The sequence below is a fragment of the Corynebacterium sp. KPL1814 genome (assembly GCF_000478175.1).
Classification (GTDB): Bacteria; Actinomycetota; Actinomycetes; order Mycobacteriales; family Mycobacteriaceae; genus Corynebacterium.
In genome coordinates, this window is the sequence record NZ_KI515776.1 from 98,405 (window position 1) to 119,961 (window position 21,557).

The window sequence follows — 21,557 nt, forward strand, 5'->3', positions numbered from 1 at the left end:
GTAGCGGTAGAAGGCGCGGAAGTCCCGGGACTGGGTATGGTCAGTTCGTTGGCGCGTTAGGGAGCTTCCGCAGTTGGGGTCTTTGCATCGCCATCTGGTTTTCCCTTTGGATGTTGTGCCATTTTTCTTCATCTGCCCTGCACAAATAGGGCATCGTGGTCGGTTAGTAGTCACCGGAAAATTCAACCAGCTCACCACATACCACATGCAGGTGCCATTCCGGTGGATTGAACAAAAAGCAGGGCCGAATAAGCCCCAGAAGCTTATTCAGCTCCTATTTAAACAAGCTAACCAGCGCTTACGCTGAAACCGAGACACACTTCCTGCTACTTAACCCGCCTTTCTCGGCAGCTCCACTTCGCCTCTCATGCGAAAATGGCTCCTTTCGTTCCTGTAAATATACCTCCCCGGGGTATATGGTGGGGAGAGTAACCATCACTGTGTTCCACCGACGCTAGGATTCCTCTCGGTGCAGGGAGGAGAAGAAAGGAATTTTATGAGTACTTCCCACCAACACGGTGAGCATTCCGGTGCTCACCAGGCCGCGGAAGCGGACCATACGCAACACGCAGATCATGGCGGCCACGAAGGGCACTCTCACGGTGACCACCACGGTCACGAGCACGGGCATGGCCACGGTCACGGTCATGGCGATCACGCGGCGATGTTCCGCAGCCGCTTCTGGTGGTCGCTGCTGCTATCGGTACCGGTCGTCATCTTCAGCCCTATGGTCGCAGACTTGCTCGGCTACGGCGTACCCGAATTCAATGGTTCATCCTGGATTCCCCCGGTGCTTGGCACCATCATCTTCATTTATGGCGGCACGCCGTTCCTGCAAGGCGGCTGGTCGGAACTGAAATCCCGCCAGCCCGGGATGATGCTGCTTATCGCCATGGCTATTACCGTGGCGTTCGTCGCCTCATGGGTCACCACCTTGGGGATTGGAGGATTCGACCTAGATTTCTGGTGGGAGCTGGCCCTCCTGGTCGTCATTATGCTGCTGGGCCACTGGTTGGAGATGCGCGCCCTCGGCGCGGCCTCCTCCGCTTTGGACGCCTTAGCAGAACTGTTGCCTGACGAAGCCGAGAAGATCATCGATGGGCAGACCCACACCGTGCCAGTCTCTGAGCTGGCGGTGGATGACATAGTACTGGTCCGCGCTGGAGCGCGGGCGCCTGCCGATGGCACCATTGTTAAAGGCTCAGCCGAATTCGATGAATCCATGATCACCGGTGAATCCCGCCCAGTCTTCCGCGATAAAGGTGAGCGCGTGGTCGCCGGTACGGTGGCCACCGATAACACCGTCCGCGTCCAGGTAGAAGCCATCGGAGGAGATACGGCCCTGGGCGGTATCCAAAGCATGGTCGCCGAGGCGCAGGAATCCTCCTCCCGCGCCCAAGCCCTGGCCGATCGCGCCGCAGCGTTGCTCTTCTGGTTCGCGCTGAGCGCAGCCATCATTACCGCGGTGGTCTGGGCCATTATCGGAAGCCCAAGCGACGCCGTGGTGCGCACCGTTACCGTGCTCGTCATCGCTTGCCCCCACGCCCTTGGTTTGGCTATCCCACTGGTCATTGCGATCTCTACCGAGCAGGCCGCACAGTCTGGGGTACTCATCAAGGAACGTATGGCGTTGGAGCGCATGCGCACCATCGACGCCGTTCTCTTCGATAAGACCGGTACCCTGACCGAAGGCGCTCATGCCGTTACCGGTGTCGCAACCGTTGAGGACATCAGCGAGGGGCAGCTGCTAGCAGTGGCCGCCGCGGCCGAGGCCGATAGTGAACACCCGTTGGCCCGCGCCATCGTCAAGGCAGCCGAAGACCACGCGGAAGCATCCCAGGAGCAGCTGCACAGCACCGATTTCAGTGCGGCCGCCGGCCGGGGAATCAAGGCCACCGTCGATGGGGCAGAGGTCCTCGTCGGTGGGCCGAATATGCTGCGCGAGCTAGAGCTTGCCACCCCTGGGGTGTTCGATGCGCAGGTTGAAGAGTGGTCCCAGCGCGGCGCAGGTGTTCTGCACGTCGTGCGCGATGGTCAGATCATTGGCGCTCTCGCGGTCGAAGACAAGATTCGTCCCGAATCCCGCGCGGCCGTACAGGCCCTCCAAGAGCAGGGCGTCAAGGTTGCGATGATCACTGGCGATGCCACGCAGGTCGCTGAGGCCGTTGGCGAAGAACTGGGTATTGACGAGGTCTTTGCCGAAGTCCTGCCGCAGGACAAGGACTCCAAGGTCACCGAATTACAAGAGCGCGGCCTGGCCGTGGCCATGGTTGGCGATGGCGTCAACGACGCCCCAGCCTTGGCCCGCGCGGAAGTCGGCATCGCCATTGGCGCCGGCACCGATGTCGCCATGGAATCCGCCGAGGTGGTGCTCGCCAGCGATGACCCACGGTCGGTGCTTTCGATGATCACCTTGTCGCGCGCTAGCTACCGCAAGATGATCCAAAACCTTATTTGGGCATCTGGCTACAACATCATTGCCGTGCCCTTGGCGGCAGGCGTACTCGCACCCATCGGTGTCGTGCTCTCCCCGGCGGCCGGTGCGGTATTGATGTCGCTATCGACCATCGTGGTGGCATTCAACGCGCAGTTGCTCCGCCGGATTGAATTGGACCCAGCACGTTTGGCACCCACCAGCCACTAGGCGGATCAGTCCAGGCTCGGATAACCGGGATGGGACTCCGGCTATTTGGGGATTATTTTAGAATTGAAGTCCAGTTGCTAAAATAATCCTCATGACCGAGCGGGACGACTTTTGGCTGGAAGAGGATGAACTAGCAGCATTCATGTCCCTGATGAGCGTGAATGTCCGGCTCACCAATATTCTGGACGCGCAGCTGCGCGATGATGCCAAGCTAAGCTTCTTTGAATATACGGTGCTCTCACGGCTATCAGAGGCCGATAACCATGAGATGCGCATGCGGGATCTTGCGATTACCGCAAATGGCTCCCTGTCCCGCCTGAGCCAGGTCGTCACCCGCCTGGAGCGCCAGGGCTGGGTCGTGCGGCGTCCTTGCCCCAATGATGGGCGGACGACGATGGCGCACCTTACCGATAGCGGCTGGGACAAGGTAGTAGAAACCGCCCCAGGCCACGCCAAGCAGGCCCGCCGATCCGTTATCGATAATCTGACCCGCGCCCAGATTCATCAGATGACCCAAATTAATGAGCGCATCATCAAAGCCATCGAAGCCGATGAGCGCTACGGCGGCCGCTATTAATTATTTTTTGGGATAGCCGCGGCGGCCGGAAACGGTCTTATCAAAGGGAATCCAAAACCTGAGGGCTGCTTCCTGGTTTTTGGAGATACCAATGCGCGGGCCGCGCACCCATTCCGGTGCAGACTCGCGCTCAGAAAGCTGCACTGGCAGGTGGTTATCCTCCAGCGTTGCTCCCAGAGCTTTTCCGAGGTTCCCGGGGCCGCGGGCTAGGTTATGAAAATCGCTGGTGCCGCGTCGTGCAAAGGCGGTATCGATCCCGGATAGCACCTCACCGCCGCGCAGTAGGCACCCTTGGCCCACGCCTTCGGGCGCGCACACGATATTGACATTGCGGTGGATACCGTAAGAGGCATACACATACAGTCGGCCGGGTGGGCCGAACATGGCGGCATTGCGCGGGGTTTTCCCACGAAAGGTATGGGCGGCGGCATCGTCCGTGCCCAAGTAGGCCTCGACTTCCGTGAGGCGAATGCTCACCCCAGCGTGCGTGATGACGCAGCCAAGGAGCTGCGGAGCGACGACATCAGCTGTGTGGGAGAAATCAATCATTAACGGGAGTAGTAGCGCTTTCCGTCTACCGGGGTGCGCAGCAACTCATCGAGGCTGACCGGCTCCAAGCCCTTGGCGCGCAGGCCATCGATAATGCACTCGGCCGCATTGACGGTGGTCGGATGAATATCGTGCATCAAGACGATGGAGCCTGGGTTAGCATCCTGAACGGCGGCGTTGCAGACGTGCTGCGAGTCGCGGATCTTCCAGTCCAAGGTATCCACGTTCCATAGGGCCTGCGACAAGCCCTTATCCCTGGCTACCTGGTCAACCGTCTCATTGGTGGCACCGTAGGGCGGGCGCAGCCATTTCGGATTTTGTCCGGTGGCATTGCGGATCGCCGCATTGCCGGCGTCGATTTCTTGGGCAATATCGCCGTAAGCTAGCTGGTTGAGCTGGCGATGGGTCTTGGTGTGATTGCCAATGGTGTGACCTTCTGCCTGCATGCGCTGGAGCGCTTGGGGGTACTGGTAGGCGTGATCCGCTAACACCATGAAGCTGGCGTGGGCGTTTTTCGCCTTAAAGGTATCCAAGAGCTGGTTGGTATAAGGGCTTGGGCCATCGTCAAAGGTAAGAGCCACGCAATTCGGACAGTCGACGCCGTTGCCCTGGGGCTGCGGGGCTGGTTGTGGTGCGGCCCCGGCCTGGGGATCTGGTGCGGGTGCGGCCTCGTTCTGCGGCTCGTCTTGTGGCGCTACCGTGGAGACAAGGTCCTGTGCTTGCGCGCGGGTGCTGTCGATACGGCTTTGAATATCGGTCTGAATCTCAGAAACCGCGGATTGGATATTAGGTTCTGAAGACCCGGCTGCTTTAGGGGTGCCTTCGAGGAATTGCGCATTGGCGCAGGCGGGAAGGGCAGCGGTGGCGAGCACGGTGAGCGCGGAGGTAAGAAGTCGACGCATACTTTTCCTAGGAACGAGGACAGATGGGCACGATTAGCCAGCCTACTCCACTGCGAAGGGAATTATGGATTAAACGCGTGTGATAAATGTGATAGAAGTAAATCACTGTGCCGCGGTGTCTTCGGCATTTTTGGAATGAGCGGCTGCAGTAGTAAAGTACAAGCCACTGGGGCATTAGCTCAATTGGTAGAGCATCTGCTTTGCAAGCAGAAGGTCAGGAGTTCGATTCTCCTATGCTCCACAGGAAAAGTCCGGATTCTGGTCAAAGAATCTGGACTTTTCCTGTGGAGCATAGGGTTATAAAAAGCGCTTGACCATGATGTAATGCTCGGCGTACACACCCACATGCTCGAAGCCCAAGCGTTCATAAAGCCCCTGAGCACGCGGATTATCGGGGTGGACGGCCAGGGAAATGCCGGGCGCTTTGAGGGTCTGGGCGAGGGAAATGGCGGCATCGATAAGCGCGGTGGCAATGCCCTGCCCCGCAAAGCGGCTTTCTACCGCGATGGCAAATTCTGGGATGGCCGGTTCGACGAATCCGTAACCGTGATTGTCCTCGGTGCCCCAATTGAGCCACACACCGCCGGCGGGCACGAGGTCCTCCCAAGCGATGAAACCTCCTTGGTTGGGCTCCCAATTTTCCACGTAAAAGGAAAAATCATCGGCAAAACCGGAAGAAAGCTCGCCTCGTTCATCACCGAACGTATCGGTCAGGAAGTTGAGGCGAGCTATATAAGTGCGATCGGATTCTTGTGTCGCGCGAATTTCCATAATCCCCAGGATATATGAAGAATCCGCAGGGCTAGTTAAGCCAAGTGATAGTTATGCACGTCCGCGCCGTTGAATTCGCGCATTTCACCGGATTCGTCAACGGAGCGGAAGGTAGCGCCGTTATCGATGGCAAAGCGGAGGTTATCCACGCGCGGGGAGGGATCATCGGTTACTGGGCCTGCGGGGAAATAGTACGTTGAACCGTCTTTGAGCTTGACGGTGAGAGACTCAAAGCTCATTGTTTATCTCCTTGTAGAAAGCCTTAATGGGTGAATTCAAGCAGGAGATTTTTGATTAGGCAAAGCAATGAGATCTAGGCAACGCCTACTGCACCCCCACGGCGGGGGTGAGAAAGGAACTACTGCTCGTCAGACTGCAGGCGGTGCTTGCCCTCACTCTGGTGGTCATCGGTGATGCGGCTGGTATCCGCTTCCTCTGCAGCGGCCTCTTCTTCCTCGCGGTGCTTGGCCAGCTGCTCATCGATGGAACCCAAAAGTTCCTCGTCGCGCACGGCACCCTCTTCGGCAAGATCCGAATCGGATTCGGGCTTAGCTTCGCTGGTGGAGGTGTATACCAAGGTGGATTCTGGGGCGGTGTTCTGGGTGCCGCCACGGTAGTCATCCACGCGCGGTGGAGTCTGGGAAGGCTTGTCATTGGAGCGCAGCCAGTAATAAATCGCGCCGGTTGCCGCGGTAAGCAGGGCAACGATTCCTGCAACGGTCCAGAACTTCGAAGACTTCTTGTCCTTCTTGGTCTGCTTCTTTGCCGCCTTGGTGGCCTTCTTCTTAGTTTGCTTGCGGGCCTTCTTTGCCTTCTTGGTGGCTTCTTTTTTGGCCTCATCGAAACGCTCGACGGCGTCTTCGCGGTAGTTATTGAATTCCTCTAGGGCGCGCTCGAGGCGGGAGTGCGCGGCCTGGGTGACGGCGCCGGCCTGCTTGCGGGCCTCATCAAAGGTGCTGTTGTCTTCCTTTTGCATCTGTTGGGCAGCCTCTTCGAGGGCGGTATAAGTTTCGCGGGATTTTTCTTGCCGGTAATCGCGCAATTGCTTCCACACATTGGAACCGGTCTTGAACGCCATTTTCACTGCGGTGGGGTTCATTGATGCAGGTGCTCCTTAGATGAGATTTATTTGTCCTTTTCATCCAGCATAGTGGCCAACTTGACACCCCACCACTGTTTTGGCGGGGGATTCAGGGGTGGAATCAACCATAAAATAGACCGCTTGGTTCAGAATGGAGTATTAATATTCACGCCGATTTTGGCTAACCGCGCTGTTTATGGGCCTGCAAAGGTAATACCATTAGCGTCGCGCTACCCCGCAAACTGAACAGCTTGGTACGTTTTCCTCCAGACAGCAATTGAGATCGGGAAAAGGAGGTGACTATGAGCCCGCGATTTTCGGCGTCAGCACCATTGGATTCCATGAGTGAAGAAGAGCTAATGGTGCCGGAGCGTTTGGCGCTATCTTTCGAGGTAATTCCGCCGCGCCACGACGCCGATGAAGCCAAGATCGACCGTTTGCTGCAAACCTTGGAAAGTTACCACCCGGATTATATTGCGGTGACAAGTTCCAAACGGTCCGGTTGGCTCGAAGGGACTACGGCCTTTATCGAGCGGATTTCGCGCACCACCTCGATGCGCCCGCTTGCGCACCTGGCTTGCACGGCTGGTTCGCGCACGGAACTTATCGGCTGGACTAACCGATTGGTCGATGCCGGTGTCCGCGGCCTGCTGGCCCTACGCGGGGACCTGCCAGAGGAAGGCTTGCCGGAGCACTATCCGCAGCATGCCGATGAATTGATAAGCCTCATCCGGCAATTGGAAAAGCAACAAGCCGCGCGGTTCGCCGCTGGCCGCCTGGCCGTCGGAGTCGCGTGCTATCCCAGCGGGCACGTTGAATCTAAAAACGAAGATGAAGATTTTGACGTCTTGCTCAAAAAGCAACGCCTCGGCGCGGACTTCGCCATTACCCAGCTATTCTTCGATGCCCAGGATTACCTGCGCTTTACCAAAAAGGCCCAACTGGCCGGGGTGCATATTCCCCTTATTCCGGGAATCATGCCCATGACCAGCCTGCGCCGGGTGGAGCGAATGGGAGAGCTGTCCGGGCTCGCCGTACCCGAAAGGGTGCGGTCGGCGCTCGCGGCAGCGACAACCCCAGAAGAAGAATACGAAACCGGCATGGAACTGACCGCCGAACTAGCCCGCGACATCGTGGCTGGCGGGGCGAGCGGGCTCCATATATATACCCACAACAACCCCGACAATACTCACGACCTACTAACCCGAATCGGAGTAGACAATGACCAACGCTAATTTCCCCAAGGCGACAATTGAGGGCTATCCCCGCATTGGCGCCAACCGCGAGTTGAAGCGCGCGCTCGAGTCCTACTGGGCCGGCCGCATCGATGCGGAGACCTTCGAATCCGCCGCGCACTCGCTGCGCCTCGATACCTACAACCGCCTGCGCGACCTCGGCCTGACCGAGGATTACGCCATCCCGGCGGACGTCGCTTACTACGACCAGGTGCTCGAAACCGCACTGACCGTCGGTGCCGTTGCCGGTGAAACCCTGGATGATGAGTTCACCCTGGCCCGCGGTAATAAGGACACCGCGCCGCTGGAGATGACCAAGTGGTTCGACACCAACTACCACTACATTGTGCCGGAAATTGCCGATGACCACGCTTTTAATGCGCACCCACAGCGCATTATCAAGCTGGTAGAAGAAGCCCGCGAAGCAGGCCACACCGTGCGCCCGTACCTCGTTGGCCCGGTTACCCTGTTGGCCCTGTCCAAGCAGGCCGAGGGTGCAGCCAAGGCCCCGCTCGAGCGCCTAGATGATGCCGTTGCCGCCTACCAGGAGGTCCTCGCGGAGCTGCACAAGGCCGGCGTGGAGTGGATTCAGTTGGCAGAACCTGCCCTCGTTGCAGACCTGACCAACGCCAGCGATGAGGACTTGGCTGCATATACCAAGCAGGCATACTCCGCCATCCTGGGTGCAGAAGAGCGCCCACAGGTCTACCTGACTACCCCGTACGGCTCTGCCCGCAAGGGCCTCGATGTCATCGCAGAGCTCAAGCCAGAGGCCGTTCAGGTTGACCTTTCTGTCGGCACCCTGGCCCTGGATGAGGGCTACCTCGAGCGCGTGAAGAACCTGAACACCCACGTCGTTGCCGGCCTTGTCGATGGCCGCAATGTTTGGGCCGCCAACCTGCGCGACCTGCGCTCCAAGTACGAGGACCTGGCCGGCAGCATCGATGAACTGTCCGTATCCACCTCCGTGTCCTTGCAGCACGTGCCGCACTCCGTCGAGGCAGAATCCAAGCTGCCTGCCGATGTCGCCCCGTGGTTCTCCTTCGCCAATGAAAAGGTCAAGGAAGTCGTCGCCCTAGTACAGGGCCCGGAGGCAGCCGAAGAGGCCTACAGCGTCAGCGACCGCGCCGTGCGCACCCGCGCCGAGTCCGAGCGCATCAACAACGCCGCCGTGCAAGAGCGCATCTCTCAGCTGCCGGAAGGCGAGGTCAAGCGCGAGCCGGCCTTCAACGAGCGCAAGGAAGCACAGAAGGAGCTCGGCCTGTCTGAGCTGCCGACCACCACCATCGGTTCCTTCCCGCAGACCAAGGAAATCCGCCAGGCGCGTGCCGCGCACCGCAAGGGCGAGCTTTCTGATGCCGACTACAACTCCGCCCTCAAGGACGAGGTCAAGTCCGTCATCGAACTGCAGGAGCGCCTCGGCCTGGACGTCCTGGTGCACGGCGAGCCAGAGCGCAATGACATGGTGCAGTACTTCGCGGAGCTGCTCGATGGCTTCGTCACCACCGAAAACGGCTGGGTACAGTCCTACGGTTCCCGCTGCACCCGTCCGCCGATCGTGGTGGGTGACATCTCCCGCCCGGCTGCCATGACCACCGAGTGGTCGAAGTTTGCACAGTCGCTTTCGGAAAAGCACGTCAAGGGCATGCTGACCGGCCCGGTCACCATCCTGGCGTGGTCCTTCGTCCGCGATGACGTGCACCAGTCCGTATCCGCGGACCAGCTGGGCGTGGCCTTGGCAGACGAGGTTCGTGACCTGGAGGAAGCCGGCATCGACATCATCCAGATCGATGAGCCAGCCCTGCGCGAGCTGCTGCCGCTGCGCGAGCAGGACCGCAAGGCCTACCTGGACTGGGCAGTGCGCTCCTTCCGCCTGGTAGCCCTCGAGGCCAAGCCCACCACCCAGATCCACACCCACCTGTGCTACTCGGAGTTCGGCCAGATCATCGACGCTGTCGCCGGCCTGGACGCAGACGTCACCTCCATTGAGGCTGCGCGCTCCCGCATGGAGCTGCTGGAGGATATCGATGAGACCTTCCACTCTGAGATTGGACCTGGCATCTACGATATCCACTCCCCGCGCGTGCCTTCCGTGGAGGAAATGGCAGAGCTTATCCGCGCCGCGCTCAAGAACGTGCCGCTGGATCGCCTGTGGGTTAACCCGGACTGCGGCCTGAAGACCCGCGGTTACGAGGAGACCGAAACCTCCCTGCGCAACATGGTGGAAGCCCGCGATGTGGTGCGCAACGCCCTCTAAATAGAATCTGCGAAATTCTAAGTTCTTAAAGGAAACGCTATGCAGCCGGTCTGCATAGCGTTTTCGTGATCTAGTACCCACCCATGACGCTCTGGACGGATCCGGATTACCGTGGGCGCTATGAAGCACTCAGCATTTCGCAATAGCCAAGAATCCTTCCTGTCTGATTCCCTGGCCGGGTTCATCGCCCAGCATCCCGATGCCACCTGGCACGACGCGGGCTTCATCGGGCGCAGCACCCCGCTGCGCACGGCCGATGATAAACCGGCGGTCGCGGTCATCTCCGGTGGCGGATCCGGCCACGAGCCCATGCACGCCGGCTTCATTGGGCAAGGCATGCTCGCCGCTGCCTGCCCGGGCCTGCTGTTTACCTCCCCGAATGCGGTCCAGGTCAGCGAAGCCACGCAGTGGGCCGATCAGGGCAGGGGAGTGCTGCACATTGTGAAGAATTACACCGGCGATGTCATGAACTTCACCGTGGCGCGCAATGCTGCAGAGGCCGTAGATACGCGTTCCGTATTGGTTGCCGATGATATTGCTACCGAAGGCACCGGCGAGGGCCCTGGCAGGCGCGGTACGGGTGCCACGATCCTGGTGGAAAAGGTGGCCGGTGCCGCGACGTATCGCGGCGATGACTTGGATAAGGTCACCGAGCTTGCGAAACGGACCGCCGATCAATCCCGCAGCATGTCCGTGGCACTGGGATCCGGCTTTTTGCCCACCACGGGGCGCGAGACCTTTGATCTGGATGACGGGCACATGGAAGTCGGCGTGGGCATCCATGGCGAGCCTGGCACGCACACGGAGAAGGTCGATAATGCCCATGCCATCGTGGCCACCGTGCTGGAAAAGCTGGGTGCTGCCCTTGATATCAACAGCGGCGACGAGGTGGTGTGCCTAGTCAACGGTTTGGGCGGCACCACGCCTTTGGAGCTGAGCCTGGTATTCGGCGAGGCGTCCGCGCAGCTGGCGGAGAAGGGGATTACGGTAGTGCGCTCCATGGTGGGCAACTTCGTCACCGCGGTCAATATGCACGGCGTATCCATCACGCTGCTCAAGGCCGACGATGAGCTGCTTGAGCTTATCGATGCCCCAACTTCAGCCCCCGCCTGGCCACATACCTTGGGCGGTGCAAAGCAGGTGGAATCGGCGCGGATTACCTTTGAGGATGAACTGCCCTCCGAGGGAGAAGAAAACCAGTGGTTGAGCGACTTCGTTGGCCGCGTGCAATCTTCCATCGAGGAGCTGACCGAACTTGACCGCAAAGCCGGGGATGGGGACTTCGGCACCAATATGGAGGCGGCGCTGGAAAGCATTAAACTGCCGCTGCGCGGCGCGGATGATGAGATCTTCACCGGCCTGGCCAAGCGCTTCCTCGTCCTAGCGGGCGGAACCTCGGGCGCGGTCTTCGGCAGCTTCTTCAACGACATGGCCCGCGCGGAGACCTTAGCGGAAGGATTAAGTAGCGCGGCGGAGTTCATTCAAGAACTGGGCGGCGCGCAGCGCGGGGATTGCACCATGCTCGATGCGCTCATTCCGGCCGCGGAGAAGGCGCAAGAAATCGGCGCGGAGCGCCCAGACGAGCAAACGCTCCAGGCCCTGTACGAGGCCGCGCGCGAGGGCGTGGAAGAAACCGGAAAGATCGCCGCCAAGAAGGGGCGCGCGTCCTACCTGGGCGATCGCAGCAAGGGAGTCATCGATCCCGGTGCCCTCGTGGTTAGCTGGCTATTTGGGGGACAAGCCCTGTCAGCTGACTAAGGGAGGACACATCGCCCTCTCCCCTTCCGGACCTGTCGAGGTACACAGCGCGCAGGCCCGCCCTGCGCGCACCGAGTACGTCATTTTCCAGTGAATCGCCCACCATGAGTGCTTCCGCGGGCGTGACATCGAGCCGATCGCAGGCGGCTAGGTAGGCCTGGCGCTGCGGTTTGGGGTAGCCGAGTTCGACGGTGGGGATAAGGGGGACATCGGCAAGCGCGAGGCCTCCCGCCTCCAGTTTTGCCTGCTGCATCTCGCGCTGGCCATTGGTGAGGATGCCCACCCGGAAGCCGGATGCGAGCGCCCATTCGAGGGCGGGGCGGGCATCGGCAAAGGCGCGCCACTGGCTCTGGTAGGCGGCCAAGTAGCCGTCGTAGGCGGCAAGGGCTGCGGCATCGTCCATGTCCTCGCCCAAAAATTCGCGGCAACGGGCAATGCGCTGGCCTTGGTGGGAGACCTCGCCGCGCTCATAGGCGGTAAACCACTTGCGTTCAATGGCGGCAAAACGCTGGTGCTGCCCAGTATTTAGCCCGCGCTGCCGGCACCATTCATCCACGCCGGCCCGCGCTGCGGCGGTGTGATCCATCAGGGTGTCATCGAGATCGAAGAGCAACGCGCGAATCATAAGGATAACGATAGCGCGATCGCTGAGAGCGTTATGTCTTGCACAGCGGAGAGGAAGTAAATTCTTTACAATGGCTGGCATGACTCAGAAGACCGCAACTGCAACGATGCATACCAACTACGGCGATATTGTTATCGATCTCTTCGGTAACCACGCACCGGTAACCGTTGAAAACTTCATCGGTTTGGCCAAGGGTGAAAAGGACTACTCCACCCAGAACGCAAAGGGCGAGCAGTCCGGCCCGTTCTACGATGGCGCCATCTTCCACCGCATCATCGATAACTTCATGATCCAGGGCGGCGACCCTACCGGTACCGGCCGCGGTGGCCCGGGCTACCAGTTCCAGGATGAGTTCCACCCAGAGCTGCAGTTCGACCGCCCATTCCTGCTGGCCATGGCGAATGCCGGCCCAGGCACCAACGGTTCCCAGTTCTTCATCACCGTGGCGCCGACCCCGCACCTGAACAACCACCACACCATCTTCGGTGAGGTTACGGACCCGGCTTCCCAGGAAGTCGTTTCCAAGATTGGCAAGGTCGACACCGACCGCATGGACCGTCCGCACGAGGACGTTGTCATCGAGTCCATCGATATCGCCTAAGCGTTTTCTCGCACCGCGCCCGGCACCACACACCTTCCTGTGGTGCCGGGTTCGTTTAGTTTTATCCGATTGCCAACAAAGGGTCAGCTTCTACGCCATGGTGAAAAATTATTTGCGAACCGCCCCCGTTACCTCGACCATCGCCGCGATCTGCATCATCGCGTGGTCAATTACCGCGGTACAAGCTCGCACATTGGGCGAGACCTTCTTTCTCTCCACGCTGAGCCAAGACTGGGCCCTGTGGGGACCGCAGTACGCCGATGCGCCGCTTACGGCGCTGTCCTCGGAATTCATGCACTTGGACGGCGGGCACCTCGCGGTCAATATGGTGATGCTCCTGCTCATCGGTAGGGAGGTAGAGCGCGCCCTCGATACCGGGCTATACATCGCCGCGTACTTGGTCTCCTGCTTGGGCGCTTCCGCCATGGTGCTGTGGCTCGATTTTGGCACGCCCACGGTAGGCGCCTCCGGGGCGATCTTTGCGCTGATGGGCATGCTGGTGGGCGTCTTCCGGCAACGCGGGATGGATCTGCGCGCGCCCATCGTCCTGTTGTTGGTCAATGTGGGCTATACCTTCGTCGCGGAGGGAGTCTCCCTGTGGGGCCACCTGGGTGGGTTGTGCACCGGCATTGTCTTGAGCTTCTTCCTCTTTCATCGAAATAAATCCGTGCGCTGGGCGGGTGTCGCTCTTACCGGTGCGGTCATCATTGTGTTATTGGCCCTGCGAGCTGGGGTTTGGGGATAACTGTGGAATTTGATCACCGGAATGGGTGTGCGAAAGAAATCCACAATAGTTATCCACATTGTGGATAACCACATTCTTGTAATTTACCGAACGCTTTTCCGGAGTGTTCCCTGATCGCACAGGTTATAGCGGTATCGGCGGCCGAAAAATCACCTGTGGAAGCCCGTGAAAACACTTATCCACAGGGTGGGGATAAGTCTGTGAAATAAATATTCCACAGGTTTCTTCCACAGCCTGTGGATAACTTTGTACCCATCGTGTGGGCGAATAGGTAGATTGGGGCCACTGACCTGTACAAGGAGGACTGTGGATAAACAACCGCACGCTGTGATCGTCGGCGCAGGGCCCAATGGGCTCACCGCCGCGGCCCGCCTCGCCACGGCCGGCTGGCGCGTGGATGTGTATGAGCGCGCCAGCCACCCGGGTGGGGCAGCGGCATCATCGACCGAGATCTTCCCGGGCACCATCGTCGATCTCGGCGCGGCCGGTCATCCTTTCGGCATCGCGAGCCCGGCCTTCCGCGCGCTCGATCTGGAATTGCACGGCCTGCGCTGGCGGCATGCGCGCTATCCCATGGCCCATCCACTGGAGGACGCGCCAGCAGGCATTCTCCATAATTCCCTAGAGGAGACCGCCGCGGGGCTCGGCACCGATGCCAGGGCGTGGACCCGCCTGCACGGCCACGTGGTACGCAATATCGACGCGCACGTGAACAACGCGCTCACCCCGCTGGTGCGCTGGCCCGAGCACCCGGTCCGCTTAGCGCAATTCGGCGCGCCGGGCGTGCTTCCGGCGAGCGCGCTCGCGCGGGCGGCATTTACTTCCCCGCAGGCCCGCGCCTTATTCGCCGGTAGCGCGGTACACGCTATTACCTCTCCTACCAGGGGATTTACCTCCGCTTTCGGCCTGCTCTTTGGTGCGCTTGGCATGACCCACGGCTGGCCGGTGGTAGAAGGCGGTACGCAGGCGCTTGCCGATGCCCTCGTCTCCCTCCTCCATTCCCACAACGCCCGCATCCACACCGGCGCCGATATCACCGATGTGCGCAGCCTGCCCCGCGCCGATGCCCTTATCCTCAACCTCACCCCGCGCCAGGTTCTCAGCCTGGGCGGGCTCGACCTTCCTGCCCGGACCCAGAGATCCCTGCGGCGGTGGCGCTATGGCAGCGCGGTGTACAAGGTGGATTTTCACTTAAGCGAACCCGTGCTGTGGGCCGATCCCCGCGTGGGCCAAGCGGGCACCGTCCACGTGGGCGGCAGCGTGGAGGAGATAGGTGGGGCGGAAAGGGACATCGGCAAGCGCCGCATGCCCGAGCGTCCCCTGGTCATGGTGTGTCAACAGCACGTGGCCGACCCATCCCGCGGGCTGGTGCTGTGGACCTACGCGCACGTGCCGCACGGCTATGAGGAGCGTTATCCACGGGAGGTGACCGGCCTCATTGCGCGGCAGATCGAGCGCTTCGCACCCGGTTTTCGCGATACCATCCTGGCCACCCGCGCGACGAGCCCAGCTGACCTGGAACGCTGGAACCCCAACCTGGTGGGTGGCGATATCGCCGGTGGCGCGATGACCGGGCTGCAGACCGTGCTGCGCCCGCGCCTTTCCGCGCACCCGCACCGGCTCGCGCCGGGAATATTCATGGCTTCGGGGTCCACCGCGCCCGGGGCCGGCGTCCATGGCATGCCCGGCTGGTGGGCCGCTGGGGATGTGGCTACCCCTTAATAGGAGCCCGGCGTTCGCAGTAGAGGAAAACCGCACCGATCATCCACAGCGTTACCGCGGCAAGATATCCAGGGGTGGTCGTGGTCTGCGGCTCGATACTATTGCCTGGGATAAGCCCAGTAACCAGTGGCTCCAGTACGAAACCGAGCACGGCAACGTAATCTAGCCAGCCGAACCTGTGGGAAAAGGCCCCCGCCACGCCGAAAAGTGGCCCGGCGATAAGGGCAAAGAGGAACCACGCGCCATTAGCTAAAAACGCCGTCTGCCAGTCGTAGATGCCAAAGGCGAAAAGCAACCCGTAGTGCACCGCCAACATGAGCAGGAGTATGCCGGCTCCCGCGAAAAAGGCCGTGGTCCACCGGTGGGCGCACGCCTTGCCCATGAGGTAAGCAAATAGCGCCCACACCATGCCAGAGCCCAGCACTGGGCCAAGATAATTTCGCAAGGAGAGGCGCGCGGGTGCGGTGCCTTCGATCAGGGCGGGATCAGAAAACGCGATATGGACGACGGCATAGGCCACCGAGACGGCTAAGCCGGCCAAGAGAACGTACTGGGACCGGTGCCGCGGCGGTGCGGGCGAACGATTGGTCATGGTGTGCTCCTTGAGATGAGGATCCCGCCATGTCCGAGGCGAGTACTTGTGAAGGAGATGAAACGGTTATTATTTCAATAATAATAATTGCATGCGCGATATCGCGGAAGAGCACTCTTAGTGGTCATTTAGACAGTAGATCGCACCCAATTTATCCCTGCGCTTTTGCAGGGTAGCTGCTTAATGACAAGACCGGAGGGCCCAGTTAAGCAGACTGATTATCAAGGCAATGAGCGTGGATATGTCTCAAAATGCACATGTACCGGCTAGTCATGAGGCCGTGGTCAGTTTTCATCTCTATTCTTCCGTAGGTCATTCATTGGTCGGGCGCATAAAGATATCCATCATCGAGAAGATGGGATCTGACGAGGCAAAGATCCGGTCTGTTATATCACGCGGCGACCAGCTATCAGGGAAATCCTTGAACTCATTTGTGACAGTTCCGAGGGCCAAATCGGGACTATTTTTAACAGCAGTGAGGATGGTGAAAACCTCGTCAGGGGTGGCGTGGAAAGAGTTTATGTCATTAGCGCCGGTGGCATCAGCAATGCTGGCCCAATCATTTACTTCCGCAATATCGCTTAAAATATTAGAAACAATAGTTTCTGGTTTTAAATCCATATTTACGTTCTCCTGACGTGACGCGATGGTTGGCGTTGGCTGCGCGCTTGCTCGAGAGAAACCGAGGGTAGAGATGGCATCGGCAAGCGATACTTCCTAAAGATCAATGTAGCCCAGTGGCTGGTGCGGATCTATGGCTAAGCGAAGTTGAGCATCACAGTCGATAGCCCTCGATAATCTCACATAAAAAAGCGATCGTGACGTCATTGACACCGGGTTATGGTACCGATAGGTTATAACATAGTTCTGCGCTGGGATATCGGCGCGATTGTGGGACGGTGCCTGCCCGGACAAAAGAAAAGTGAATGACATATGCAGACACAGACGAAGGGCCACGTAGAAGGCCTGTACATTGACGAGGATGTCCAACTGCGCGCTGGTGCGCTGAACTTTGGCGGGCGCATTGAAGACATCTCGCTTGGCGATGTCCCCGCTGCCTATGCGGCCTGGCAATCCGGTGACCCAGACGTTTTGCTGTGGGTCCCAGGTTTTGTGGACCTGCACAATCACGGCGGCAATGGCGGAAGCTTTCCCAATGGTGATTATGACCAGTGCCGCGCCGCGGCGCGCTTCCACCGCGCTCACGGCACCACCACGCTGCTAGCCAGCATGGTCTCTGGAACGCAGGCGGAACTGTGCGCGCGGGCGGAGCTGCTCGCCACGCTGGCAGAAGAAGGGGACATCGCGGGCATCCACATGGAAGGCCCGTTTATCGCCGCGGCAAAATGCGGCGCGCAGGATCCATCGCGCATCGTGCCGGGGGATCCAGACTTTTTCCGCGCGGTCATCGATGCTGCCCGCGGCCACCTGCGCTCTATTACCTTCGCCCCAGAAACCCAAGCCGCGGCGGAGCTCCTCGCAGTCTGCGCCGAGCACGATATCATCGCCAGCCTGGGCCATACCGAGGCCGATTACGAGACCACACTGCAGGTCATAGAGCAGGCACAAGACTTGGGCGTTACCGTCACCGGCACCCACCTCTTCAACGCCATGCCGCCCATCCACCACCGCGCCCCCGGCACGGTGGCCGCGCTGCTCACCGGCTCGAAAGCGGGCGATGTGGGAGTAGAGCTCATTGCCGATGGCGTGCATCTTGCCGATGGCACCGTCGACATGGCCTATAACCGCCGCGCCTTTGCCGTTACCGATGCAATGGCCGCCGCCGGCATGGCCGATGGCTCCTATGAACTGGGCTCCCTGCCCGTTACCGTGACCGGCGGCGTGGCGCGCGTGGGCAGTGGCGCCATCGCGGGTGGAACCTCCACCTTGGCGCAACAGTTTGCGCGCTTCGCCGCTCGCCACGGCGTAGAGGAAGCGGTTCGGTTTACCTCCACCACGGCCGCGGACGTGCTGGGGGATAAGGACATAGGCCGTTTGGCTCCCGGCAAGCGCGCCAACCTCGTGGGCCTGAATGCACACTTCGAGCCCGTACGCGTCATCGCTGATGGTATCGACGTCACCGACGCGGCAGATACTGATTCACGTTAGGAAATACTGCATGGACATCCTCATCCGTTCCACACCAGCAGAGGTGGCTACAGCCGCCGCCGACATCTTCGTCCGTTATGCCAATGCCGGGGCAACCTTGGGCCTGGCCACGGGTTCTACTCCGGTCGCGATGTATCAAGAACTCACCGCCCGCTACGAGCGCCAGGAGGTGAGTTTCGCTCGCAGCCGCGCCTTCCTCCTCGATGAATACGTGGGGCTGGCTCGCTCCCATGAGCAGTCGTATTACTCCACCATCCGCCGCGTATTTACCAGCCACGTCGACTTCATCGATGAGTTAGTGCAGAGCCCCGAGGGCGATGCCGCGGACTCGGACCGCGCCGCAGCCGCCTATGACCAGGCCATTCGCCATGCTGGCGGCATCGATATCCAGCTGCTTGGCATCGGTGGCAATGGGCACATCGGCTTTAATGAGCCCTCCAGCTCCTTGCAATCGCGCACGCGCCTGGAAACGCTGCACCCGCGGACGGTGCAGGATAATGCCCGCTTCTTCGAGAACACGGACAGTGTTCCTCGCTATGCGCTAACCCAGGGGCTCGGCACCATCAGCGAAGCCCGCCACCTATTGCTGCTGGCCACTGGGACTGAAAAATCCAGCGCGGTCCGCGACATGGTGGAGGGCCCGCTGTCCGCGCACTGCCCGGCCTCGGTCCTCCAGCTACACCAGCGGGCCACGGTGATTCTCGATGAAGACGCGGCTTCCCAGCTGGAAGATCACGAGTACTACCGCTTTGTGGATGAGCACCGCCCGCACTAAAGCCCTCTTTTACCTCTTTACACCTTTGAAAGGACTCCTCCCGTGAAACTCAATATTATGGGGCCGCTGCAGCGGCTCGGAAAGGCGCTGATGGGCGCCGTGGCAGTACTGCCTGTCGCGGCGATCCTCGGCGGCGTTGGCTACTGGATAGCCAGCGTTGCCGGCCAGGATAACGTGGTCGCGCAGCTGCTCGTCAGCTCCGGTGGTGCCGTGCTGGATAACCTGGGCTGGATCTTCGCCGTAGCCATCGCCTTTGGCCTGGCCAAAGACTCCAATGGTGCCTCCGCACTGTCCGGTTTCCTGGCGTATGCCACCTTCATGAAGCTCTTGGGCCCCGACGCGGTGGCCGGCTATCGCGGCATCGAAGATCCCGAGGCTCTTACGGGCGACGAAGCCGTCGAATGGGCGGCTGAAGGTTGGAATGCAGTCGGTGACGGCAACGTTCTTTTCGGCATCCTTGCAGGCATCATGGCGGCGATGATCTATAACCGCTTCCATGGCACTAAGCTGCCGGACTTCCTGGCCTTCTTCTCTGGCCGCCGCCTCGTCCCCATCCTCACTGCGCTTTTCGCCATCGTGGTTTCCGCCATCCTCTACTTCGTATGGCCCTTCATTTACCACGCGCTCTTCAACTTCGGTACCTCCATCCAGGGCCTCGGTGCTGCGGGTGCGGGCATCTACGGCGTGGCCAACCGCCTGCTCATTCCGACGGGTCTGCACCACGCACTGAACTCCGTGTTCTGGTTCGACGTTATTGGTATTAACGACATCGGTAACTTCCAATCCGGCCAATCCACTATCGACGCGGCCGCCGCGGCTACCTCCGCCGCAGAGTGCCCTGGTATTTGGGAAAACGGACAATGCACCGTGGACGGAGTTGTTGGGCGCTACCAGGCCGGATTCTTCCCAATCATGATGTTCGGCCTGCCAGGTGCCGCCCTGGCCATGTACCTGCGCGCGGACAAGGGCCGCCGCAAGGTCATCGGCTCCCTCATGGCCGCAGGCGCCCTAGCTTCCTTCTTCACCGGCGTGACTGAGCCACTGGAGTTCTCCTTTATGTTCGTCGCCCCGCTGCTTTATGTGGTGCACGCGCTGCTGACCGGCCTCTCCGTCTTTATCGCCGCCACGATGGAATGGACCGCGGGCTTCGGCTTCTCCGCAGGTTTCGTGGACATGCTGTTGTCCTCGCAAAACCCGCTAGCGAATAAGTGGTACATGCTCCTAATTATGGGCGTTATTTTCTTCGCCCTGTATTTCGTTATATTCTACTACCTCATCGGCTGGTTTAACCTGAAGACCCCGGGCCGCGGCGATGACGAGGACGCCCCTGAAGACGACGATGCCGCCGCAGGCGATGATAAGACCGCCGCTTCCGCCTCCCGCATCATCGAGGGTCTCGGCGGCAAGGACAATATCGATTCCTTGGACTACTGCACCACCCGCCTGCGCGTGGGTGTGAAGGATCGCGCGCTTGTCGATGACCCCACTATCAAGCGCGCCGGGATTTCCGGCGTCATCCACCCCTCCGAAAAGAACGTGCAGGTCATCGTGGGCCCCTCCGTGCAGTTCATGTTTGACGAGGTCAACCAACAGCTGCGCACCGGCTCTGCAGCGGTAGCTACGGCGCCGGCGAAGCCTAGCGAAGATTCTCTCCCCGCAGAGAAAATCGGGACCGATGTGGAGCTCCGCGCCCCGTTCGAGGGAACCGTCGTGCCTCTCTCCGAGGTCCCCGATGAGTCCTTTGCTCAGGGCATGGTGGGCGAAGGCTTCGCCGTCATTCCTACCGAGATCGATGCCTTCGATGTCTGTGCCCCAGTAGATGGCACCATCACGATGGTCTTCAAGACCGGCCATGCCTTTGGCATGCGGACTGAAGAAGGTCTTGACCTGCTCATTCACATCGGCATCGATACCGTGGAATTGAAGGGCGAGGGCTTTACTAAGCTCGTGGACAAGGGCGATGTCGTCCGCGCCGGCACCCCCATCATCGCGGTGGAGTCTGAGAAGCTGCGCGAACGCGGCATCAACCTCATTACCCCGGTGGTCTGCCCCACGGCAAAGCAAATCGCTGGAGTAGATATCGAACACGAGGGCCGCGCTGACCAGAGCGTCTCCGTTGCCCGTGTGCGCCCGGCTGGCCACTAGAATTTGCCCTTCCAGCTTTTCTTTGAGACTGGTGGCCAGGTCTAGAAGTTCGTCCGGGTTATCTGCGGGGCGCTGTTGAGATAGATTTCGCTGCGCCTTGCGCACGAACTTTGAGAGTGTGCCGGCGCCGCGCGCTAGTGGGGAAGCGGCAGGAAGTTCCGCCAGTAGTGCCGTAAGTGTTTGGCGGCACTACTGGCGGCGTCTAACGTGTACTTGTAGTCTCCAGTGTCCCAGTGGGCTCCGATGAACAAAGCTCACTGAAATGTCCTAGGAACAAAACCCGGGGCACTTCAAATTTCTGTCGCGCTAACGTGGTCGAGTCCCTGCGGCAGCGGCTTTTCACAACTTCATGGGCGGTTCAGTTGATGCCGGTAAGGAAACCTGAGAGTGTCTAATGGTTTGTGTGTGGGAACCCAACCCGCATAAGGAGATGAACCAGAATGACTACTATGGCGAGACGAGATCCGGC

The 21,557-nt window shown here is 60.1% G+C and carries 19 protein-coding genes, 1 tRNA gene and 1 pseudogene; 12 read left to right on the forward strand and 9 right to left on the reverse strand.

The features are described 5' to 3' along the window. Window positions 1-132: pseudogene (locus HMPREF1257_RS12215) on the reverse strand (IS256 family transposase); the annotation flags it as partial. A gap of 364 nt (window positions 133-496) precedes the next feature. Here HMPREF1257_RS12215 and HMPREF1257_RS06570 point away from each other — a divergent pair. Beyond that, on the forward strand, window positions 497-2,644 hold the full coding sequence (locus tag HMPREF1257_RS06570; protein WP_084529647.1) for a copper-translocating P-type ATPase: 2,148 nt from the start codon (window positions 497-499) through the stop codon (window positions 2,642-2,644). A gap of 91 nt (window positions 2,645-2,735) precedes the next feature. After that, the gene (locus tag HMPREF1257_RS06575) at window positions 2,736-3,221 is read left to right on the forward strand and encodes a MarR family winged helix-turn-helix transcriptional regulator (RefSeq protein WP_023024654.1); all 486 of its coding nucleotides are present in this window, start codon (window positions 2,736-2,738) and stop codon (window positions 3,219-3,221) included. On the opposite strand, the gene HMPREF1257_RS06580 is transcribed toward HMPREF1257_RS06575, so the two are convergent. Both HMPREF1257_RS06580 and HMPREF1257_RS06585 read right to left on the reverse strand, forming a co-directional pair. Further along, window positions 3,222-3,770 carry a DNA-3-methyladenine glycosylase gene (locus HMPREF1257_RS06580; protein WP_023024656.1) on the reverse strand — a complete coding sequence of 183 codons (549 nt, stop codon included), beginning with the start codon at window positions 3,768-3,770 and terminating at the stop codon, window positions 3,222-3,224. Continuing rightward, window positions 3,770-4,672, reverse strand: coding sequence for a polysaccharide deacetylase family protein (locus HMPREF1257_RS06585; protein ID WP_023024658.1), 903 nt, complete (start codon window positions 4,670-4,672; stop codon window positions 3,770-3,772). The genes HMPREF1257_RS06580 and HMPREF1257_RS06585 overlap by 1 nt, the downstream gene beginning before the upstream one ends. Before the next feature lie 168 nt (window positions 4,673-4,840). Here HMPREF1257_RS06585 and HMPREF1257_RS06590 point away from each other — a divergent pair. Then, window positions 4,841-4,913, forward strand: a tRNA-Ala gene (locus HMPREF1257_RS06590). 56 nt (window positions 4,914-4,969) lie between these two features. Here the strand turns inward: HMPREF1257_RS06590 and HMPREF1257_RS06595 are convergent. The 3 genes from HMPREF1257_RS06595 to HMPREF1257_RS06605 all read right to left on the reverse strand — a co-directional run bounded on the left by HMPREF1257_RS06595 (window position 4,970) and on the right by HMPREF1257_RS06605 (window position 6,542). Beyond that, on the reverse strand, window positions 4,970-5,443 hold the full coding sequence (locus HMPREF1257_RS06595; protein WP_005276043.1) for an N-acetyltransferase: 474 nt from the start codon (window positions 5,441-5,443) through the stop codon (window positions 4,970-4,972). A 35-nt stretch (window positions 5,444-5,478) separates the two neighbouring features. Beyond that, window positions 5,479-5,682, reverse strand: a complete 204-nt coding sequence (locus HMPREF1257_RS06600; RefSeq protein ID WP_005276046.1) for a hypothetical protein — start codon at window positions 5,680-5,682, stop codon at window positions 5,479-5,481. A gap of 119 nt (window positions 5,683-5,801) precedes the next feature. Further along, on the reverse strand, window positions 5,802-6,542 hold the full coding sequence (locus tag HMPREF1257_RS06605; RefSeq protein WP_023024661.1) for a hypothetical protein: 741 nt from the start codon (window positions 6,540-6,542) through the stop codon (window positions 5,802-5,804). Window positions 6,543-6,826: 284 nt separating this feature from the next. Between HMPREF1257_RS06605 and HMPREF1257_RS06610 the strand changes: the two genes are divergently transcribed. The 3 genes from HMPREF1257_RS06610 (at window position 6,827) to HMPREF1257_RS06620 (ending at window position 11,774) form a co-directional block, all read left to right on the forward strand. After that, window positions 6,827-7,759, forward strand: coding sequence for a methylenetetrahydrofolate reductase (locus tag HMPREF1257_RS06610; protein WP_023024663.1), 933 nt, complete (start codon window positions 6,827-6,829; stop codon window positions 7,757-7,759). Continuing rightward, window positions 7,746-10,016 (forward strand): 5-methyltetrahydropteroyltriglutamate--homocysteine S-methyltransferase, encoded by a 2,271-nt coding sequence (gene metE / locus HMPREF1257_RS06615; RefSeq protein WP_023024665.1) that lies wholly within the window; start codon window positions 7,746-7,748, stop codon window positions 10,014-10,016. Before HMPREF1257_RS06610 ends, metE begins: the two co-directional genes overlap by 14 nt. 120 nt (window positions 10,017-10,136) lie before the next feature. After that, a complete protein-coding gene (locus tag HMPREF1257_RS06620; RefSeq protein ID WP_023024668.1) occupies window positions 10,137-11,774 on the forward strand; it encodes a dihydroxyacetone kinase family protein in 1,638 nt (545 codons plus the stop codon). Here HMPREF1257_RS06620 and HMPREF1257_RS06625 read toward each other — a convergent pair. Further along, the gene (locus HMPREF1257_RS06625; RefSeq protein WP_023024670.1) at window positions 11,734-12,399 is read right to left on the reverse strand and encodes an HAD family hydrolase; all 666 of its coding nucleotides are present in this window, start codon (window positions 12,397-12,399) and stop codon (window positions 11,734-11,736) included. The two genes, HMPREF1257_RS06620 and HMPREF1257_RS06625, sit on opposite strands and share 41 nt — an antisense overlap. A 70-nt stretch (window positions 12,400-12,469) precedes the next feature. Here HMPREF1257_RS06625 and HMPREF1257_RS06630 point away from each other — a divergent pair, with 70 nt between their 5' ends. From HMPREF1257_RS06630 to HMPREF1257_RS06640, 3 genes are all read left to right on the forward strand, one after another. Then, on the forward strand, window positions 12,470-13,000 hold the full coding sequence (locus tag HMPREF1257_RS06630; RefSeq protein ID WP_005280498.1) for a peptidylprolyl isomerase: 531 nt from the start codon (window positions 12,470-12,472) through the stop codon (window positions 12,998-13,000). 97 nt (window positions 13,001-13,097) lie between these two features. Then, the gene (locus HMPREF1257_RS06635) at window positions 13,098-13,745 is read left to right on the forward strand and encodes a rhomboid family intramembrane serine protease (RefSeq protein ID WP_023024673.1); all 648 of its coding nucleotides are present in this window, start codon (window positions 13,098-13,100) and stop codon (window positions 13,743-13,745) included. 306 nt (window positions 13,746-14,051) lie between these two features. Beyond that, window positions 14,052-15,467, forward strand: a complete 1,416-nt coding sequence (locus tag HMPREF1257_RS06640) for an NAD(P)/FAD-dependent oxidoreductase (protein ID WP_023024675.1) — start codon at window positions 14,052-14,054, stop codon at window positions 15,465-15,467. Here the strand turns inward: HMPREF1257_RS06640 and HMPREF1257_RS06645 are convergent. Together HMPREF1257_RS06645 and HMPREF1257_RS06650 are read right to left on the reverse strand one after the other, a co-directional pair. Next, a complete protein-coding gene (locus HMPREF1257_RS06645; protein WP_023024677.1) occupies window positions 15,457-16,059 on the reverse strand; it encodes a hypothetical protein in 603 nt (200 codons plus the stop codon). The two genes, HMPREF1257_RS06640 and HMPREF1257_RS06645, sit on opposite strands and share 11 nt — an antisense overlap. Window positions 16,060-16,371: 312 nt before the next feature. Further along, window positions 16,372-16,680 carry a hypothetical protein gene (locus HMPREF1257_RS06650; protein WP_023016426.1) on the reverse strand — a complete coding sequence of 103 codons (309 nt, stop codon included), beginning with the start codon at window positions 16,678-16,680 and terminating at the stop codon, window positions 16,372-16,374. Between the two features lie 312 nt (window positions 16,681-16,992). Here HMPREF1257_RS06650 and HMPREF1257_RS06655 point away from each other — a divergent pair, with 312 nt between their 5' ends. From HMPREF1257_RS06655 to nagE, 3 genes are read left to right on the forward strand one after another with little or no spacing between them, the layout of a single operon-like run. Beyond that, entirely contained in the window at window positions 16,993-18,168 is a 1,176-nt protein-coding gene (locus HMPREF1257_RS06655) for an N-acetylglucosamine-6-phosphate deacetylase (RefSeq protein ID WP_023024680.1), read from the forward strand. Between the two features lie 10 nt (window positions 18,169-18,178). After that, the gene (gene nagB / locus HMPREF1257_RS06660) at window positions 18,179-18,943 is read left to right on the forward strand and encodes a glucosamine-6-phosphate deaminase (protein ID WP_023024682.1); all 765 of its coding nucleotides are present in this window, start codon (window positions 18,179-18,181) and stop codon (window positions 18,941-18,943) included. A 57-nt stretch (window positions 18,944-19,000) separates the two neighbouring features. Beyond that, window positions 19,001-21,088 (forward strand): N-acetylglucosamine-specific PTS transporter subunit IIBC, encoded by a 2,088-nt coding sequence (nagE, locus tag HMPREF1257_RS06665; protein ID WP_034659479.1) that lies wholly within the window; start codon window positions 19,001-19,003, stop codon window positions 21,086-21,088. Window positions 21,089-21,557 lie beyond the last annotated feature (469 nt).

Bases quoted from the DNA above. Each gene is read 5' to 3' on its own strand.
- HMPREF1257_RS06570 (WP_084529647.1), top strand. From the start codon at position 497: ATGAGTACTTCCCACCAACACGGTGAGCATTCCGGTGCTCACCAGGCC.
- HMPREF1257_RS06575 (WP_023024654.1), top strand. From the start codon at position 2,736: ATGACCGAGCGGGACGACTTTTGGCTGGAAGAGGATGAACTAGCAGCA.
- HMPREF1257_RS06580 (WP_023024656.1), bottom strand. From the start codon at position 3,770: ATGATTGATTTCTCCCACACAGCTGATGTCGTCGCTCCGCAGCTCCTT.
- HMPREF1257_RS06585 (WP_023024658.1), bottom strand. From the start codon at position 4,672: ATGCGTCGACTTCTTACCTCCGCGCTCACCGTGCTCGCCACCGCTGCC.
- HMPREF1257_RS06595 (WP_005276043.1), bottom strand. From the start codon at position 5,443: ATGGAAATTCGCGCGACACAAGAATCCGATCGCACTTATATAGCTCGC.
- HMPREF1257_RS06600 (WP_005276046.1), bottom strand. From the start codon at position 5,682: ATGAGCTTTGAGTCTCTCACCGTCAAGCTCAAAGACGGTTCAACGTAC.
- HMPREF1257_RS06605 (WP_023024661.1), bottom strand. From the start codon at position 6,542: ATGAACCCCACCGCAGTGAAAATGGCGTTCAAGACCGGTTCCAATGTG.
- HMPREF1257_RS06610 (WP_023024663.1), top strand. From the start codon at position 6,827: ATGAGCCCGCGATTTTCGGCGTCAGCACCATTGGATTCCATGAGTGAA.
- metE (WP_023024665.1), top strand. From the start codon at position 7,746: ATGACCAACGCTAATTTCCCCAAGGCGACAATTGAGGGCTATCCCCGC.
- HMPREF1257_RS06620 (WP_023024668.1), top strand. From the start codon at position 10,137: ATGAAGCACTCAGCATTTCGCAATAGCCAAGAATCCTTCCTGTCTGAT.
- HMPREF1257_RS06625 (WP_023024670.1), bottom strand. From the start codon at position 12,399: ATGATTCGCGCGTTGCTCTTCGATCTCGATGACACCCTGATGGATCAC.
- HMPREF1257_RS06630 (WP_005280498.1), top strand. From the start codon at position 12,470: ATGGCTGGCATGACTCAGAAGACCGCAACTGCAACGATGCATACCAAC.
- HMPREF1257_RS06635 (WP_023024673.1), top strand. From the start codon at position 13,098: ATGGTGAAAAATTATTTGCGAACCGCCCCCGTTACCTCGACCATCGCC.
- HMPREF1257_RS06645 (WP_023024677.1), bottom strand. From the start codon at position 16,059: ATGACCAATCGTTCGCCCGCACCGCCGCGGCACCGGTCCCAGTACGTT.
- HMPREF1257_RS06650 (WP_023016426.1), bottom strand. From the start codon at position 16,680: ATGGATTTAAAACCAGAAACTATTGTTTCTAATATTTTAAGCGATATT.
- HMPREF1257_RS06655 (WP_023024680.1), top strand. From the start codon at position 16,993: ATGCAGACACAGACGAAGGGCCACGTAGAAGGCCTGTACATTGACGAG.
- nagB (WP_023024682.1), top strand. From the start codon at position 18,179: ATGGACATCCTCATCCGTTCCACACCAGCAGAGGTGGCTACAGCCGCC.
- nagE (WP_034659479.1), top strand. From the start codon at position 19,001: ATGGGGCCGCTGCAGCGGCTCGGAAAGGCGCTGATGGGCGCCGTGGCA.